This is a genomic window from Microbacterium sp. 22242 (genome assembly GCF_052045495.1).
In the GTDB taxonomy this organism is placed as follows: Bacteria; Actinomycetota; Actinomycetes; order Actinomycetales; family Microbacteriaceae; genus Microbacterium.
Genome location: NZ_JBQEOZ010000019.1, coordinates 1 through 16,742 on the forward strand (window position 1 = coordinate 1; position 16,742 = coordinate 16,742).

The following is a 16,742-nucleotide window of genomic DNA, read 5'->3' on the forward strand; positions in this document are numbered from 1 at the left end:
CCGGCACCACGCCCGGACACGCCTCCGTCACGCTGCCGGTCCTCGGCAACCTGACCGGCGCACTCCCGGGCCTGCCCGGCGGATCCCTCCCGGGTCTTCCGGGTCTCCCCGGCGGATCGCTGCCGGGTGGCACCCTCCCGGGTGGCACCACCCCCGGCGGCAACGGAGGAACCTCGGGTGGCACCGCGCCCGGGGGCGACTCCGGATCGGGCGCCCTTCCCGGCGGAACCACCATTCCCGCCTCCACCATCAGCCACGTCGCCTCCCAGGTGCAGCACGGCCTGAACGCGGCGAGCATGACGTCCGCGGCCTCCACGCTGCGGAACATCAGGCTGGCGCAGACCGGGTCGTCCTTCGACCCGTTCCTGCTCTTCGCCGGTGTTCTGCTGCTGGCCGGCGGCGCCGCCGTGAAGCTGATCGAACAGCGCTGAATCGCGCACCACGGTGGGGCGGATCTCGCATCCGCCCCACCGTCCGGGTGGGCCGTCTCCTCACGGAGGCGGCCCATCTCTCTGTGTCTCGATCCGGCGCACAGGGATCGCGCGGGGGGCCGTGCCGGCTCTCCGCCGCCTCGGAGGGCTACGGCCTCGTCAGCTCCTCCATCACCTCGGCGATGTGCCGGTAGGGCCGGCCCGTGGCGCGACTCAGGCCGAGCTCGCACGTGCGGTTCGCTGAGACGTAGGCGTCGAAGCCGCCGCGCGGTTCCTCGCCGCCCGCGCTCCGGGGCCGTGCAGCGCTACGACGACCAGCGGCGGCGACCTCGGCCGCCTCGACCGCGGTGGCGCTCGCGGTCAGCTCGGGGTGCAGCATGCCGCGGTCGCCCGCGAAAGCGCAGCAGCCCCAGCCGTCCGGCACGTACACCTCATCGGCCACGGCGGCCGCGAGCTCCCGGAGCGCGGCGTTCGCACCGAGCTGCGTGGTCGAGCAGGTGGGATGCACGGCCACGGACCGGATCCGCTCCCGCACGGCGAGCTTCGGCAGCGCCTCGCGCGCGAGGTAGGTCGTCGCGTCCTCGATCCGCAGCGCCGCGTACTCCGGGTGCGCTGCGGACGCCTTGGCGAGCATGACCTGCAGCCCCTCCGTGCAGGACGCGGCGTCGCAGACCACCGGCAGGGCGNGCCGCCCAGAGCGCGGGGAGGACGCGGTCGGTCATCGTGGCGTGACCGTCGAGCTCGCCCTTCGACTTCCACGGCGTGCCACAGCAGAGCGACCCGGCCCCGTCCGGGATCGCGAACGGGATGCTCGCCCGCTCGAGCAGCGTCCGCACGGCGTCGCGGGATCCGATCCCGTGCCCGTCCGCACCGGCTTCCGGCCCGAACATGGTGCCGATGCAGGCGCCGAACAGCACCGCCTGCGCGTCGGACGGATCCTGCGGCCGCGGGGGCCGCGATCCCCCGCGCGGCAGTCCCTTGTCGTACAGGGGCACGTTCTCGGCGCCGAGCAGCGCGCGGCCGGCCCGGGTCGCTGCGGTCACCAGGGGCGCCGGCAGCGCCTTCGCCACCGTCAGGGCGAGACCGCCGCCGCGCGTGATCGCTCCCCAGCCCTTCGCCGCGCCGTCCCACAGGGCCTCGTCGAGCCGCCCGGCCTCCTGGGCGCGGAGCCGGCGCACGAGGTCGCCGGTGTTGATGTCGACCGGGCACGCGACGCCGCACATCCCGTCCACGGCGCACGTCTGCACCGCGTCGTAGTCGTAGTCCGCCGCGATGGCGGCGACGAGCGCATCGTCGCCGCGCGCGCGGGCGGCGGTCATGTCGCGGCGCAGCACGATGCGCTGCCGCGGCGTGAGCGTGATGTCCTTGCTGGGACAGGTGGGCTCGCAGTATCCGCACTCGACGCAGCGGTCGACCTCCTCCTCGACGGTCGCGACGAGCTTCAGATCCGCCAGGTACGAGACCGGCTCGTCCGACAGCACGACGCCGGGGTTGAGGATCCCGTCCGGGTCGATCAGGCGCTTGAGGTCCCACATCAGGTCGGTCAGCGCGTCACCGTACTGCCGGCGCACGAACGGCGCCATGATCCGGCCGGTGCCGTGCTCGGCCTTGAGCGTGCCGCCCTGCGCGAGCACCAGTTCGACGAGGTCCTCGGTGAACCGCTCGTAGCGGGCCAGCGCGGCCGGGTCGTCGAAGCGCTCGTTGATCAGGAAGTGCACATTGCCGTCTTTGGCGTGCCCGAAGATCACGCAGCCCTCGTAGCGGTGCTTCTCGAACAGCGCGGTGAGGCCCTCGCACACGCCGAGCAGACGATCGACCGGCACCGCGATGTCTTCGAGCAACGCGGTCGTGCCGGACGGCCGGGCTCCGGCGACCGCCGTGTACAGACCCTTGCGGACCGTCCACAGCTCGCCGCGCTCCGCCGGATCCTCGGTCAGATGCGCGGGCGTCGTGAGCGGCAGGGACGCGACATGCGCGAGCGCGGCCGCTTTGCCTTCGGCGAGCGCGTCGGCATCCGGGGCGTGCACCTCGATGAGCAGCGCCGCATGTCCCCGCACGTCGATGTCGGCGATCACGTCCGGCACCGTGCTGAGACCCTGCGCGACCCGCAGCGACGCGGCGTCCATCAGCTCGATCGTGGCGAGGCCGAGCGCGGTGAGCCCGGGCAGCGCCGCCATCGCGTCGGACAGGGTGTCGAACACGAGCAGGCCGGTCGAGATCTCGGGCTGGATCGGTATCGTGCGGAACCGCGCATCGGCGACGAACGCGAGCGTCCCCTCGGATCCGATCACCAGGTGTTCCAGGATCCGCACCGGGTCGTCGAAGTCGAGCAGCGCGTTCAGCCCGTAGCCCATCGTGTTCTTCATCGAGAACTGACGAGCGACCTCCGCGGTCGCGTCCGGATCGTCGAGCAGCCGCCGCCGCAGGGCGCGCAGGCCGTCGGCGATCCGCGGCTCGTCGCGCTGCAGCTGCTCCGCGGCGTCCGGCGCGCCGGTGTCGAGGATCGTGCCACTCGGCAGCACGAGCAGCAGCGACTCGATCGTGCGGTACGAGTTCTCCACGATCCCGCAGGCCATGCCGCTGGAGTTGTCGGCGACCACGCCGCCGATCGTGCAGGCGATCTCGCTCGCCGGATCCGGGCCGAGCTTGCGCCCGAACCGCGCCAGCCGGGTGTTCACCTGGCGCACGGTGGCGCCGGGCTGAGCCGCGACGGAGGTGCCGTCGTCCGAGACGCGGAGGCCGCGGAACGCCGAGCGCGTGTCGACCATGACGTCGCCGGTCACGCCCTGGCCGCTGAGGCTGGTCCCGCCGGAGCGGAAGGTCAGGCTCCGCCCCGCTGCGCGCACGGCGTCGAACACGCGGGCGACCGCGGGCGCATCCTGTGGCACGAGCACCGCGTCGGGCACGAGCAGGTAGTGCGACGCATCGTGCGCCCGCGCGAAGCGGTCGATCGTGCGCGAGGCCACACGCACGTCGGGCCCGAGGATCGTCGCGTCCAGCGGGGCGACCTCGGTGGCGGGCATCGTGAGCTCTCCTCGCGGTGGTTCGAGTGGATCGGGGCGTCTGACCAGTATCGCCCCCGGCCTCCGGGACCGTGCCGCGCCGCGTCAGGCCACAGACCCGGGCTCCGCGATCCGGAACACCCCGTCGACCAGCACTGGCACCGTCGTCGACACGTCTGTCTGCGCGGCCAGCTCGACATCGGCGCCTTGGCCGTCCTCGCGCAGCTCGACGCCGCTCGTCGAGGCGGTGAACAGGTGCCGGATCGCGCGGGACAGGCCCGTGTACGCAGCGCACGCGGCGGCGGCCTCAGGAGAACAGGCGTCGATCCCGAGGGCACCGAGCGCGTCGATCACGGCGCCCGCGGTGAGCAGATCCTCGACGGAGAACCGCACCGTCTCGTCATCGCGCACCTCACCGCCCGCGATCACCGCCACTCGCACGCGATGCCCGAGCGCATGCTGGTGCGCCAGGATCCACCGCGCGACGGCGGATCGGTTGCGCAGCGAGGCGGCGAGCACCGGCACCCCGAATCCGGCGGCCGCCGCGGACAGCCGGGAGCCGTTGAACGACGAGACGACCGCCCGCCGGGCGCCGAACGCGGCGACGCTCTCGGCGGTGATGCTCGACGGCGACAGCGAGACGCCGGGCTCCCCACGGCGGCCCGCGAGCCGCGCGTCACCGAAACCGCCCTCGGCGGCGATGCGCTCGGCCTCGGCGCGGAGCCCCGGGAACGGCATCACCTCGAGCCCCTCGGTCACCGCACGCTCGACGGTCGTGGTGAACGAGATGGCGTCGATCATCACGATCACGCCGGCCCCGGGCGCGATCCCCCGCAGGCCCTCGCCCGCCCAGTCGAAGCGCACCTCGTAGTCCTGCTGCAGCGGCTGGTCCGGGCTCATCGGGGTCCATCGGGTCTTCGTCACCCCGGCATGCTACCCGGGCGGCCCGGATACCCTGGATCCCGCCGTTCGCCACCGCAGACCACCCGAGGAGGGCCATGTTCGACAGCCCGCTCTCCGCGTCGGCATACGAGGTGCTCGGCGTGGCCGCGACCGCGGACGATGAGGAGCTGCGCCGCGCCTACCGCCTGCAGCTGCGCCGGACCCACCCCGACACCGGCGGGGATGCGGCCGTGTTCATCCAGGTGCAGCGCGCGTGGGAGCTCGTGGGCACTCCGCAGCTGCGCCGCGCCTACGACCGCGGGCACGGATTCGGCGGTGCCGACCACGGTCCGAGCGCCTGGCGCGCTCCGACCGGCACCGACACCCGGCCTCGCGCGAAGTCGTACGGGCAGGCGGGCGGCAGCAGCCGCCGCCGCTTCGTCGCGGGCGTGCAGGAGTGGACTGGATCCCAGGTCCCGGATCCTTACGACCCGGCCCTCGTGCGCACTCTCCCCCGTGAGCTGCGACGGGTCCTCGCGCACGCCCTCGCCGAGGAGCACACGGCCTTCACGGTGAGCGACCTCGGCATGGGATTCACCGCCTGGCACGACGTCGCCGTCGGACCCGGGTCCGGCGCGACGCGGGAGCCGGGCTCCCCGGAGACCGACGACACTCTCGACCACATCGTGCTCGGCCCCTCCGGACTGTACGGCGTGACGTCGGCCGACTTCGGCGGAGTCGCACGGTTCCGCGGCGGCGAGATCATCGGCCCGGAGACGGGGGCGAGCGCCCCGGTCACTGCGCTGCTCGGCCGGATCCGTCTGGTGTCCCGCGCCGCCGGAGTGCGCTTCAGCGGGGCGATCCTCGTCCTCCCCGACGACGACCTGGCCCAGCACACGACACCGCTCGGCACCATCCGGGGCAGCGCGGTCGTGGTCGTGCGGCGCAGCGCCCTGCGCCCGCTGCTGCGCGCCGGTCTGCCGGGATCCCGCACGATCGGCGGCACCGAGCTGTTCGATCTGCGCACCCGGATCCAGCAGGCCGTCCGGCTCGCCTGAGCAGCGGACGGATCCCGATCGCACGGCACGGCGGCGCTCGCAAGCACTGTCCCTCGACATCCGGCACGACAGGAACGGGCGCGCGTCTCTTCCGCCCGAACTCCGGCAGTGCCAGAGTTTGGTTGGGGCGGACCGGCCGCCGGAAGGGACTCCGCCATGGTCACCGTTCGCCTCGCGAGGCCGATCGCGCTCGCCGCCGCTCTGCTCGTGCTCGCCGGCTGCACGGCGCAGCCGGTCCCCGGCCCCGCCACGGGTTCCGGCACGCCGTCATCGACGGTGCCGGCGGTCTCGACCTGCGTCGCCGACCCGTCGGCCGTCGTGGCGCGCACCGCCGATCCGCCGACCACGGCCCTCCCCGCCGATCTCGCCGCGACGTTGGACAAGGCCGCCCAGGGCGCCTTCGCGCAGACCTCCGCGAAGGGTGCGGTCGTGGCGGTGCAGTCCCCGAAGGGACTGTTCCTGAAGGCGTACGGTGTGGCGGATCCGGCCACGGGCGCACCCATGACGACGGACATCTATCAGCGCGTCGGATCCATCACGAAGCCGTTCACCGGCACCCTGACGATGCAGCTCGCCGCCGAGGGCAGGCTGAGCCTCGACGACCCGATCTCGAAGTACGTCGACGGTGTGCCCCGCGGCGACGAGGTCACGATCCGGATGCTCGCCGACATGACCAGCTCCGTGACGAGCTACACGAAGGACGACGCCTGGCAGAAAATCTTCTTCGCCGAGCCCGAACGCGTGTGGAAGCCGGAGGAGCTGCTCAAGGCCGGGCTGGGCCTGAAGCCGCAGGACTTCGCGCCCGGCACCGCGTTCGACTACTCCAACACGAACACGATCCTGCTGGGCTTCGTGATCCAGAAGGTGACCGGCAAGAGCTACCAGGACGTGCTGGCGGAGAAGATCCTCACCCCGCTCGGCCTCACGCACACGATCTTCCCGGCGGGATCCGCCGACCTCCCGGATCCGCACGCGCAGGGCTTCACGCTGCAGGGCGGTCACGGCACGCCGGAGAGCCCCGCGAACGCGACGAACTGGAACCCGTCCTGGGGGTGGAGCGCGGGAGAGCTCATCTCGAGCGCGCAGGACCTGCTGCGCTTCGGCCGGGCCGAGGCCACGGGCGCCGGGCTCGTGCCGGCGAAGGATCAGCTCGAGCGGCTCACGTCCTTCCGCGAGTTCAACGGGCCGGGCAACGGCGGGTACGGCATCGGCTGGGGCTGCCAGAACGGCTGGGTCGGCCACACCGGGGAGCTGCCGGGCTACAACACCGCGATGTTCTACAGCACCAAGGACGACACCACGATCGTCACGATGGTCAACAGCGACATCCCGTCCGGCGGCTGCCCCAGCGATGCCAGGACCCTGACCGACAACCCGACGGATCTGCCGTGCAGCTCCCCCGCGACCCGGATCTTCCAGTCCCTCGCGAAGGAGCTCGGCACCCCCTTCGCCCCGCAGAAGAAGTAGCCGGGCGGGTCCTGAACCCTCCAGGCCTAGGAGTATCCGCGCCGGAGCAGCATCCCCGCCGCCCGGTCGAACTCCTCGGGCGTGGGGATCTCGAAGTCGAGGGCGTTGGCGTTGCGCGTGATCACCGCGAACACCGCGCCGACCGCCGCGGCGTCCTCGAGCTGGGACCGGGTCACGCCCGCGTCGAAGGCGGCGCGGGCGTCGACGGCCGAGAGGCTGTCCGGATCCTTCGTCATCGTCTCGAGGAACGCGAGCGCGGCCCGGAGCGGCTCGGCGATGGGAGCGGTGCGGTAGTCGGCGAGCACCGCGTCGGCCACGGCCGGATCCAGCCCGCGCACCGAGATCGCGCGGTGCGCCCCCACGCAGAACGGGCACGTGTTCCACGCCGCCACCATGGCCGCCATCAGCTCGCGCTCCGAGACGCTCCACTCGCTCGGCCCGCGCATGGCCCGCTGCGTCCAGCGGCCGAGCGCCGGGCCGACGAACCCGCGGTCGTAGAACGCGACCCGCGCGGCGTCCGGAAGCCGATAGCCGGCAAAACGCGAGATCGCGCCGATCAGCAGCCGGTGGGCGACGCTGTCGCCGCGCTCCACTTCAGCGAGGCGCATGGCCGCTCTCCTCGATCGCACGCAGCGCCGCGTCCCAGCGGCGGAGTCCGGCCCCGACGCCCGCGGCCATGACGACCTCGAAGGCGCCGCGGTCCGAGCCGGCGGCCCGGCGCACGGCGGCGACCTGCTCGTCCGTGACGCGGTACGAGGCCTCGTCGATGGTGCGGGCGAGCTCCGCATACGGCTCGGGGGACGACGTCCGGTCGCCCGCTCCGATCCGCGCCGCCGCCCGCACCACCTCGGGATCCCCGCCGCTCATCAGACGCTGCCGCAGCGCCTCGGCGAGGCTCCGGTGATCCGCGTCCTCTGCCATGACGGCGAATCTACTCCCCCTCGCGGACGACGGGAATGGAGCGCGGGAGGTCAGGCGGCGGTGGGATACCGTGGCCATATGAGCGGTTACGACGTGAGCGAGATGGGCGGAATCGACACCTGGGGTGCGGCGGAGGGGACCGGGAAGCGGTTCGTCGACGGTGAGTCGGCGCAGTTCCTCGGCCTGTCGGTGAACGCCACGGAGCCCGGGGCGAGCAGCCCGTTCTGGCACCGGCACATCCGGTTCGAGGAACTGTACGTCTTCCTGGACGGCCGCGGCCAGATGGCCCTCGACGACGACGTGGTCGAGGTGCGGCCCGGTACTGTCGTGCGCGTCCAGCCGGAGACGTGGCGCGCCGTGCACAGCGCCGCCGACGCGGACCGCCCGCTGAAGTGGCTGTGCCTGCGCGGCGGCGGCGACGCCCTCGCCTCGATCGGGCGCGACGGAGAGCTGGACAGGGAGCGCCCGTTCCCGTGGAGCGACTGAGCGGCGACCGCCGCCGCCTCGACGGGCACGCCGAGGGCGGCACAGCGCGGGAAGTTAGCATTCAGGGATGACGAGCAGCGACCCGGACAGCATCCCCATCGGCGGCGAGTCGATCCGGCTCGGACAGTTCCTCAAGTTCACCGGCCTGCTCGACTCCGGCGGCAACGCCAAGGAGGCCATCATCGACGGCTACGTGTCGGTGAACGGCGAGGAGGAGCGCCGCCGCGGACGTCAGCTCGTCGAGGGCGACCTCGTGACGTTCGAGGGGCGGACGGTCCGAGTCGGCCGCTGAGACCGCGCGGTCTGCAACGGGTTCGTACCCGCGCGGCCGCCGCTGATAGCGTCCCAGAATGCCCCTTCCCCGGATCCTGCCCGCGGTGCGCCCGTGATCGACCTCGCACCCTGGGCCTGGATCCTGCTCGCCGTCGCCGGCACGGTCGTCGGCCTGTCGAAGACCGCGCTGCCGGGCGCGAACACGATCTCGGTCGCGATCTTCGCCGCGATCCTGCCCGCCCGGTCATCGACCGGTGCGCTGCTGATCCTGCTCATCGTCGGCGACATGTTCGCGCTGCTCACCTATCGCCGGCACGCGCACTGGCCGACGCTGCTGCGCCTCGCCCCTGCCGTGGCCGCCGGGCTCGTGCTGGGCGCGGTGTTCCTGGCGTTCGCGAGCAACACGGTGGTGCGGCCGGTGATCGGCGTGATCCTGCTCGCGATGGTGGGCATCACCCTCTGGCGACGCCGGCGCGCCCCGGAACCCGCGGACGGCGCCACGCACCTCGGCACCACGCTCGGCTACGGCGCTCTCGGCGGCTTCACGACCATGGTCGCGAACGCGGGCGGCCCGGTCATGTCGATGTACTTCCTGGCGATGCGCACGCCGGTCAAGGTCTTCCTCGGCACCGCGGCGTGGTTCTTCGCGATCGTCAATCTCGTGAAGGTCCCGGTGCTGGCCGGACTCGGGCTGATAACGGTCCCGGTGCTGCTGATGGATGCCGTGCTCGTGCCGATGGTGGTCATCGGCGCGCTGTTCGGCCGCTGGCTGATCCCGCGGATCCATCAGGGCCTGTTCGACCGGATCGTGCTGGTCCTGACGATCCTCGGCGCCGCCTACCTGCTGATCCCGTGACCGCCGGCCGCTCCCCCGTGGCATAGAACGGGGCCGTCGCGGTGCGCTATCCCGCCGCCTCCACCGCCGCGAGCGCGTCGAGGGCGCCCCGGGTGGGCGCGATCCGCACGAGGCCCCGGTACAGCCGCAGCAGCGTCGCCCGGTCTGTCACGCCCGTGCGGGCGCGGTCGCAGTGCACCGACTGGATCGCCGCCTCGAGCTGGAACCGGCCAGGCTCGCCGCCCTCGGCGATGCCGCTGACTCGGGCGGCGCGATGCAGCAGCGTCTCGCCCTCGGCGATGAGCGCGCGATCCCAGAGCGCCGGATCCTGCTCGTCCAGGGGCGGCCAGGGTTGTCCCGGCATCGGCGGGATCCGCGCCGGTGCGCGGGACTGCGCGAGGGTGAGCAGCGACGCGAGGCCCCATGCCTCCGGGTCGGAGTCCAGCAAGGTCGCGGTGAGCACGGCCAGCCAGCGCGCCTCGTCGGCGATCGAGGTGCGCACGTCGTCGTGAGGGCCCAGCCAGTCCAGCGCGTAGGCGCCGTAGATCGCCTCCAGCACCGCCTCGGTGCGCGCGGGCATGTCGGCCCTCGTCGGCAGCGTGAACGGGATGCCGGCGTCGCGGATCTTCCGCTTCGCCCGCACCAGGCGCTGCGCCATCGCCCGCGGCTCGACGTCGAACGCCTGCGCCACGTGCGCCGCGTCGAACCCGAGGACCGTCTGCAGCATGAGCGGCGTGCGGATGGCCGGATCGATCGCCGGGTGCGCGCACGCGAACAGCAGCTCGAGCCGCCGGTCCGGGATCGCGTCACCCCGCTCGATCAGTGCCGGGACGTCGATGCCGCCCGCCGGACGTGCATCGCCGACGAGCTCGTGCGCGTCGTCGAGCGGGGCGCTCGTGCGTCGCGCCGCGGATCCCCACACGTCGCGGAGTCTGTTCCTGGCCACGGTGAGCAGCCATCCTTCCGGGTTGTCCGGCACGCCGGCATCCGGCCAGGTGCGCAGGGCGCGTTCGAGGGCGTCGGCGAGGCAGTCCTCGGCGAGCGCCAGATCGCGGTCCCCGCCCGCGAGGAGGGCGATCAGCCGGCCGTACGAGGCGCGGACGGCGCGCTCGGCGGCGGTCCGCGCCTCCTCGGTCGTGCTCACGTCGCCTCCTGACGGTCCGCGGATCCGGCCACGCGGGCCGGGATCTCCGGAGCGGCCTACTGCACCGGTACGGCGCCGTGCCAGGCGCCGTCGACGAACCGCGTGGCGACCGGTCGGACCTCGACGGCGCCCCAGGTCGCGGACGGCGCCTGCGCGGCCCAGGCGATCGCGGCGTCCAGGTCGTCCACCTCGATCACGAAGGATCCGCCGAGCTGCTCCTTGGTGTCGGCGAACGGCCCGTCCTGCACCACCGGCCGTCCGTCCCGCAGTCGCACCGTGGTCGTGGCCGAGGAGGGGTGCAGCACCTCGGCGCTGCGCAGCACGCCGGCGTCGTCCAGGGCCTTGGCGTACGCGTCGAACGCGCGCATGCCCTCCGCGAGAGCCTCGGCTCCGAGGTCCTCCGCGCTCATCTCGGGGTACTGCAGCAGAAGCGTGTAACGCATGATCCGTCCTTTCCTGAGGATATCGACATCAGGATGACGATCGCAGGGGCCGCCGATCGACATCCTGCGCCGCACGACGGATCCTGTCGCGGCGGATCCGACGCGTCCGCCTGGGTACCTATGCCGGTGTCCTCCACGAGGCGGCGGGTGTGAACGGCACGAGCGCAGGCCGCTCCGGCAGGGCGGACGCTGCCATCAGCGCGAACGGTGCGAGCAGCGCTCGGAACCTGGAGCCGTCAGTTGAAGTCGCCGCCGCCCTGGAAGTCGTTCGCCATGTCGGCGAACCTCGAGAAGTGCCCCTGGAACGCGACCTGGATCGTCGCGGTCGGGCCGTTGCGGTGCTTGGCGACGATGAGGTCGGCCTCGCCGGGGCGCACGTCCTTGTCGTAGACGGAGTCGCGGTGCAGCAGGATCACCATGTCGGCGTCCTGCTCGATCGAGCCCGACTCGCGGAGATCGCTGATGGCGGGCTTCTTGTCCTGCCGCTGCTCGGGTCCACGGTTCAGCTGCGAGAGCGCGATCACCGGCACCTGCAGCTCCTTCGCGAGCAGCTTGAGCGCGCGGGAGAACTCCGAGACCTCCTGCTGACGCGACTCGACGCGCTTGCCGCTGGTCATCAGCTGCAGGTAGTCGATGATCACCATCTTCAGCCCCACCCGCTGCTTGAGCCGCCGGCACTTCGCCCGGATCTCGACGAGCGTCATGTTCGGGCTGTCGTCGATGTACAGCGGGGCGTCGTTGATGCGCCCGCGGGTCGACGCGACGGTGGTCCAGTCGCGCTGGTCGAGCGTGCCCTTACGCAGGTTCTGCAGCGGCACGGCCCCCTCGGCGCTGAGCAGGCGCATGGCGATCTCGGCCTTGCCCATCTCGAGGGAGAAGAAGATCGACGGCTGGTTGTGACCGATCGACGCGGCGCGCGCGAAGTCGAGCGCGAGCGTGGAGTTGTGCGTCGGGATCATCGACTCACCAGCGAGGTAGAGGTGGTCCTCGTTGTCCACCTGCACGCATCGCACCGGAACGCTCGCGATCGGGCGCACGGCCTTGACGTATCGGCGACCGATGCGCCGGGTCGATGCGGGACGCTCCTCGGCGTGAAGCTTCCGCTTGCGCTCGAGTCGGAACACTTCGTCGGTGGTTGAGAAGTTCAGGATGTAGGCGGTCGACGATGCCTCCGTGCGCCCGCGGACGCGCTTCGTCGTCCTCCCGCACTTGTAACCGAGACTGACGATGAGCTCGTACACGCTGTCGGCGAGGCGCTTGCTGGTCACCGAGAACTGGCAGGATCCGACCCCCCTGACGACCGTGCCGTCGGTGTCCATCAGGCCAGCCAGCAAATCGCGACGCTGCGCTTCGGATGCCCGCAGGTATAGCGACGGAACGTGCTTGTCACCGAGCACCCCGACTTTGCGCAACAGGGCGGCGAAGCTGCCATGATCACGGTTGCAGGCGTCGCAACGCTGCGCCTCCCCCGAGTACGGCTGGCCGCAGTCCGGGCAGGAAAGCCGTTCCGGATGGTTTCCCTTGTTCTTGGGCCCGCACGTTCGACCGCACGTATTCACGTTCGGGTGGCGCGCGACGAACTCCGCTCCGCAGACGTCGCAATTCCGGACCAGAAGGGCCCGCTCCGCGAGCTTCAGCGAGTAAAGCATCCCGCCGCGGGGTTCGACCCGCACGCCCGCCGCCCCGATGAGCAGCGGGATCTCGTCGGTCTCACTGGTGATCCGCGCCGATGCGCTGTGACCGTCACCGAGCCAGGCCCCGAGCGCATACGGTGCGATCGGCAGATCCGCCTCGACAGCGCGCAACGGCGCGGCGTTGGGGATGGAGTGGTTCGCGCGTCGGTCGGCGCCGACCGTGAGCGTCTCAAGGATCTGCACGGTCGTGACGGTCTGCGTGCCGCCACTCGCGGAGCGTCGCGATGCCCGCGTCTCGGTCACCCACTGGTGCTGAGCGTCGGCGATGATCGTCGAGCCGTCGGAGAACTCGACCTCGTAGCACGGCCGATCCACCATCACCTCGGTCACTGCAACGACACTGGTGGGATGCCCGTCAGCGCCGTAGAGGTAGTCCCCGACCTGTACGTCACCCATGGTCGTCCACCCGGTCGGAGTGGGCAGCGGTGTGTCGAGGGCGAGCGCCTTGCCCATCGCAGGCCGGGCGGCCACGACGATCATCTGGCCGCCGTGCAGGCCGTTGGTGAGATCGTCGAGCTCGCGGAACCCGGTCGGGACGCCGGTCATCGAACCGTCGCGGCCGCTCGCGGCCTCCATCTCCTCGACGGCGGCGTCGACGGCGACGGTGAGCGGCACGTAGTCCTCGGCCTGCTCCGTGCCGGTGACCGAGTAGATCTCCGCCTGCGCGGTGTTGACCAGATCGAGCGCCTCGCCCTGGCCGTCGTAGCCCATCTGCACGATGCGGGTGCCCGCGTCGACGAGCTTGCGCAGGATCGCGCGCTCCGACACGATTCCGGCGTAGAAGCCCGCGTTCGCGGCGGTCGGGACGATCGAGGTCAGCGAGTGCAGATAGTCCGCGCCGCCGGCGCGGGACAGGTTGCCGGTCTTGATCAGTTCGTCCGTGACCGCGATGACGTCGGTCGGCTCCCCGTGCGAGTACAGCGACAGGATCGCATCGAAGATCAGTTCGTGCTTGGGGATGTAGAAGTCGGATCCGCGCAGCGATTCGATGACGTCGGCGACGGCGTCCTTCGACAGCAGCATGCCGCCGAGCGTGCTCTGCTCGGCCATGAGGTCGTGCGGAGGGGTTCGCTCAGGGCCGCGCTCTCGTCCGAGCCGCTCTTCTGCGATGTCCGCGATCGACACGCGCACCCCCTTCTGCTCCCCCGATGGCCTGTCGCATCCCCGTCGGATCCGGGCGGGCCGCGGGGTCTTCCCCCGCAGGCACAGCAGACCATGAACCACCGACATCAGGGATGCTCGACCACGCTAGAAGGGCGTCTCCGCAGGTGCAAGACCCCCTGTGGATAACTCTGTGGAGAGACTGCGGGAAAGTCCGGAGTGTCTGTGCAGAACGCCTGGGGATAACTGTGGGGAACACGTGGATCTGGAACGAGTTAATTCCCGTTGATCAGGTATTTCCGGATTCCCCAGCTTGTGGACGGAATTCTGCTTAAAGTGCTTCTTTAAGGTTCGTCGCGGCTTGGTCGGATGTGCACAACTTGGGGACAACACTCATGCACCGACCTGTTTGTCAAGTCGTCCTTTCGGCGGGAGTGGCGCGCGCTCGCACGAGCACCCGCTGCTCCTCGAGGTGCTCCTCCGGGGCGCGGCCGGGCCTTACGGCTGGGAGGATATGACCGTCACGCCGGCGGGCAGCGGCGCGCTCAGCAGCGCCGCGAGCTGCGCCGACTGATCGCGGTCGAGCCCGGCGATCTCCGCCGAGTCGGAGAGCGACTGGCCGCATTCGAGCCTGAGGTCGGGCGCGGTCAGGATCCGCCCGTCGACGAGGATCGCGATCCGCTTCAGCTGCTCGTCGTCCTGGCAGGAGACTTTGTCGGTGAGGGTCTTCAGGGCGGCAGCGCCGTCCTTGGTGAAGTCCAGCTGCACTCCCCACTGACCCTGGGGCTGCACCGCTTCGGCCTTGCGGAGGTGCTTGTTCGTGACCGCGGAGGGCCCGAGGACGAGGGGCTCGCCGTGATCGGTCGACGCGGCGCACGGCGACGCCTCGCGTGTGCACTCGGCAGGCACGGAGGCATCCGTCCCGAGCCGGGTGACCGGACGGATCCCGAGAACACCCGCCGCGTCGAACAGCTCGTGCTTCACGGCGACCCTCTTCCCGTCCCTGCGCGGCGGGTTGTAGTGCACCGTCACCCTGTCGCCCGCCGTGCTGATGCTGCGTTCCGTGATCTGGGCGACGTCCAGACGGCGTCCCAGGTCCTTGGCGACCGCGTCGGCGGTGCCCGCAGGAACCCGCAGGACGACCTCGTCGGAGAGCTCCTGGGGCGGCAACGGGAACGCCGTGCATCCTGTCAGCAACGCGAGCAGGACGACGGCGAGGACGCAGGAACGGACCGAGCGGATCATGACCGGAGCCTAGCCCGCGTCCTCGACCAGACCGGCGGGCGCACGCCGCTGGTTCTGATCCTGCATCGCCGCGCACCACTGCTCGATCCTGCGCTGCGCGAACGTCGTGCTGAGCTCGGTGCGCGCCTCCGGGTGTTCGTGCCAGTACCGCAGCGCGGCGTAGAGGACCCACGCGGGCGTCGCATACTGGTCGACTCCGACGCGCCACGGATCCTGACCCTCGCGGTCGATGAGGACGTCTCTGCCGCCCTCGGTGTCCCGATCCTCGCGCTCGATCGCCGTGACCGAGCGGATGTCCTCCCAGCGCACGGTCTCGATCGCGTCCAGGTAGTACCGGACGATGCCGCTGCGGCCGATCGAGAGGCCGACGGGGATGCGTCCGAACGAGGCGCTGCGGACCGCGACGACCAGCGCGATCGCGCCGCACAGGACGAGTACCGCGGCCCCCAGCCCCAGCGGGATGACGAGGTACAGCCACCATCCCGCACCCGTGGCGACGGCGCGCACCCCGGCGGTCGTGAGCAGCGCCCCGGATCCGAGACCGCCGAAGAGCAGTGCCCAGCCGAGCACCCGGGAACCGAACTCCTCGCGGAAGAAGTGCACCCACGAATCCGGTGGCTCGTGCTTCGCCCGGGTGAGCGCTACGGCGTTCATCAGCACGGGGCCGCGGATCCTGCCCGGGCCGACCCGCGCGACGGCCACGCCGCACATCAGCGCCGCATAGAAGACCGCCCACAGCACCACGCCGAACAGGTCGCCCAGCAGCGCTCCTCGAGCGCCGAACGCCAGCAGAAGGGCCGCCACCAGGGTCATGATCGCGACCCGGCCGACGGGTTTCACCGGCATGCCCCGGTCCTGCCAGTTGCGCGGCAGCGGATACGGGATCGTCTCGACGGCCTCGGTGCTCATGCTCCCCCTCCGCCTCCGCCTCCGCCTCCGCCTCGACAGTAGCGCGCAGGCTCGTGGCGACGCGAGGGACGACTCGCGGGAGCGGGCGTGCGCGAGCGCCGGACCGGACCCGGCGGGATCAGGACACGCGCACCGCGGTGACGACCCAATTGTCCACGGAGTGCCCGTCGATGTGCGGGGCGTCGAGATCGCACGAGAACAGCGACAGGACGCGGTCCGGCACATCCGACTGCCACACCCACTTGTAGGCCGTCGTCGCCTGCGCCACGACATCCTGCTTCGGGACCGAGCGGGCGTCCTGGGCGACCGTGAACCCGGCCGTGGCGTAGCCGCCGCCCTGCAGCGCGTAAGTGAGCACGACGCTGTCGCCCGCCCGCACCCGGCCCAGATCGTAGAAGACGTCCTTCGTGCCGGATCCGGTCACGTTGTGCCCGACGATGACGCCGTGATAGTCGGAGAGGTCGCCCGGGACGGTGTCCCACTGCGGCGGCCCGTACCAGCCGGCCAGCCCCGGGTCCGGGCTGAGCCAGCCGTCGCCGTTGAGCTGGATCCGGTTGACATCAGCGTCGATCAGCGGCGCGCCCTGCTGGAGCACGGTGACGTGCACCGGCGTGCCCGCGATGTCCTGCAGGGGCGCGGGGGTGGGCGTGGCAGGCGCCGCAGGGCTCGGCGACGCGGTCGGCGCGGGTGCAGGGGTCGCGGAGGCGGTCGCGGCGGCCTGCGGCGCCGGCTTCATCGGCACCGCACCGATGCCATGCGCCGCACCCGCGAGCGCGACCGCGCCGGTTCCGGCGAGAACCGCGACGACGAGAAGGGTCATCTCGAGGCGCCTGCGCATCACGACGACCCCT

The 16,742-nt window shown here is 71.7% G+C and carries 17 protein-coding genes; 6 read left to right on the forward strand and 11 right to left on the reverse strand.

All coding sequences use genetic code 11. The features are described 5' to 3' along the window. On the forward strand, window positions 1-431 hold a 431-nt coding region (locus ACTJJZ_RS16130; protein ID WP_440722210.1), incomplete at its 5' end, for an LPXTG cell wall anchor domain-containing protein. A 148-nt stretch (window positions 432-579) separates the two neighbouring features. On the opposite strand, the gene ACTJJZ_RS16135 is transcribed toward ACTJJZ_RS16130, so the two are convergent. From ACTJJZ_RS16135 to ACTJJZ_RS16145, 3 genes are all read right to left on the reverse strand, one after another. Beyond that, on the reverse strand, window positions 580-945 hold the full coding sequence (locus ACTJJZ_RS16135; protein ID WP_440722211.1) for a hypothetical protein: 366 nt from the start codon (window positions 943-945) through the stop codon (window positions 580-582). Continuing rightward, window positions 863-3,454: an FAD-binding and (Fe-S)-binding domain-containing protein gene (locus ACTJJZ_RS16140; protein WP_440722212.1), complete on the reverse strand. Its 2,592-nt coding sequence runs from the start codon at window positions 3,452-3,454 to the stop codon at window positions 863-865. Before ACTJJZ_RS16140 ends, ACTJJZ_RS16135 begins: the two co-directional genes overlap by 83 nt. A gap of 84 nt (window positions 3,455-3,538) precedes the next feature. Further along, window positions 3,539-4,357 carry a 2-phosphosulfolactate phosphatase gene (locus ACTJJZ_RS16145; RefSeq protein WP_440722213.1) on the reverse strand — a complete coding sequence of 273 codons (819 nt, stop codon included), beginning with the start codon at window positions 4,355-4,357 and terminating at the stop codon, window positions 3,539-3,541. A 74-nt stretch (window positions 4,358-4,431) separates the two neighbouring features. Here ACTJJZ_RS16145 and ACTJJZ_RS16150 point away from each other — a divergent pair, with 74 nt between their 5' ends. Next, a complete protein-coding gene (locus ACTJJZ_RS16150; RefSeq protein ID WP_440722214.1) occupies window positions 4,432-5,373 on the forward strand; it encodes a J domain-containing protein in 942 nt (313 codons plus the stop codon). Window positions 5,374-5,529: 156 nt separating this feature from the next. Continuing rightward, entirely contained in the window at window positions 5,530-6,840 is a 1,311-nt protein-coding gene (locus tag ACTJJZ_RS16155) for a serine hydrolase domain-containing protein (protein WP_440722215.1), read from the forward strand. Window positions 6,841-6,866: 26 nt separating this feature from the next. Here ACTJJZ_RS16155 and ACTJJZ_RS16160 read toward each other — a convergent pair whose 3' ends face one another. Then, window positions 6,867-7,448, reverse strand: a complete 582-nt coding sequence (locus ACTJJZ_RS16160; protein ID WP_440722216.1) for a carboxymuconolactone decarboxylase family protein — start codon at window positions 7,446-7,448, stop codon at window positions 6,867-6,869. Continuing rightward, window positions 7,435-7,761, reverse strand: coding sequence for a hypothetical protein (locus ACTJJZ_RS16165; protein ID WP_440722217.1), 327 nt, complete (start codon window positions 7,759-7,761; stop codon window positions 7,435-7,437). Before ACTJJZ_RS16165 ends, ACTJJZ_RS16160 begins: the two co-directional genes overlap by 14 nt. 78 nt (window positions 7,762-7,839) lie before the next feature. Between ACTJJZ_RS16165 and ACTJJZ_RS16170 the strand changes: the two genes are divergently transcribed. The 3 genes from ACTJJZ_RS16170 (at window position 7,840) to ACTJJZ_RS16180 (ending at window position 9,376) form a co-directional block, all read left to right on the forward strand. Then, window positions 7,840-8,247, forward strand: a complete 408-nt coding sequence (locus tag ACTJJZ_RS16170; protein ID WP_440722218.1) for a cupin domain-containing protein — start codon at window positions 7,840-7,842, stop codon at window positions 8,245-8,247. A 67-nt stretch (window positions 8,248-8,314) separates the two neighbouring features. Beyond that, the gene (locus ACTJJZ_RS16175; protein ID WP_440722219.1) at window positions 8,315-8,539 is read left to right on the forward strand and encodes an RNA-binding S4 domain-containing protein; all 225 of its coding nucleotides are present in this window, start codon (window positions 8,315-8,317) and stop codon (window positions 8,537-8,539) included. 93 nt (window positions 8,540-8,632) lie between these two features. Next, on the forward strand, window positions 8,633-9,376 hold the full coding sequence (locus tag ACTJJZ_RS16180; protein ID WP_440722220.1) for a sulfite exporter TauE/SafE family protein: 744 nt from the start codon (window positions 8,633-8,635) through the stop codon (window positions 9,374-9,376). Between the two features lie 46 nt (window positions 9,377-9,422). On the opposite strand, the gene ACTJJZ_RS16185 is transcribed toward ACTJJZ_RS16180, so the two are convergent. The 6 genes from ACTJJZ_RS16185 to ACTJJZ_RS16210 form a co-directional block, all read right to left on the reverse strand. Continuing rightward, window positions 9,423-10,499, reverse strand: coding sequence for an RNA polymerase sigma factor (locus ACTJJZ_RS16185; RefSeq protein WP_440722221.1), 1,077 nt, complete (start codon window positions 10,497-10,499; stop codon window positions 9,423-9,425). Window positions 10,500-10,555: 56 nt separating this feature from the next. Next, window positions 10,556-10,942, reverse strand: a complete 387-nt coding sequence (locus ACTJJZ_RS16190; protein WP_440722222.1) for a YciI family protein — start codon at window positions 10,940-10,942, stop codon at window positions 10,556-10,558. A 236-nt stretch (window positions 10,943-11,178) separates the two neighbouring features. Then, window positions 11,179-13,866 (reverse strand): replicative DNA helicase, encoded by a 2,688-nt coding sequence (dnaB, locus tag ACTJJZ_RS16195; RefSeq protein WP_440722223.1) that lies wholly within the window; start codon window positions 13,864-13,866, stop codon window positions 11,179-11,181. Between the two features lie 369 nt (window positions 13,867-14,235). Continuing rightward, complete coding sequence (locus tag ACTJJZ_RS16200) at window positions 14,236-14,982, reverse strand: SecDF P1 head subdomain-containing protein (protein ID WP_440722224.1); 747 nt, start codon at window positions 14,980-14,982, stop codon at window positions 14,236-14,238. A gap of 9 nt (window positions 14,983-14,991) precedes the next feature. Further along, complete coding sequence (locus tag ACTJJZ_RS16205; protein WP_440722225.1) at window positions 14,992-15,891, reverse strand: hypothetical protein; 900 nt, start codon at window positions 15,889-15,891, stop codon at window positions 14,992-14,994. A gap of 118 nt (window positions 15,892-16,009) precedes the next feature. After that, the gene (locus ACTJJZ_RS16210; protein WP_440722226.1) at window positions 16,010-16,711 is read right to left on the reverse strand and encodes a class F sortase; all 702 of its coding nucleotides are present in this window, start codon (window positions 16,709-16,711) and stop codon (window positions 16,010-16,012) included. Between the last annotated feature and the right edge of the window lie 31 nt (window positions 16,712-16,742).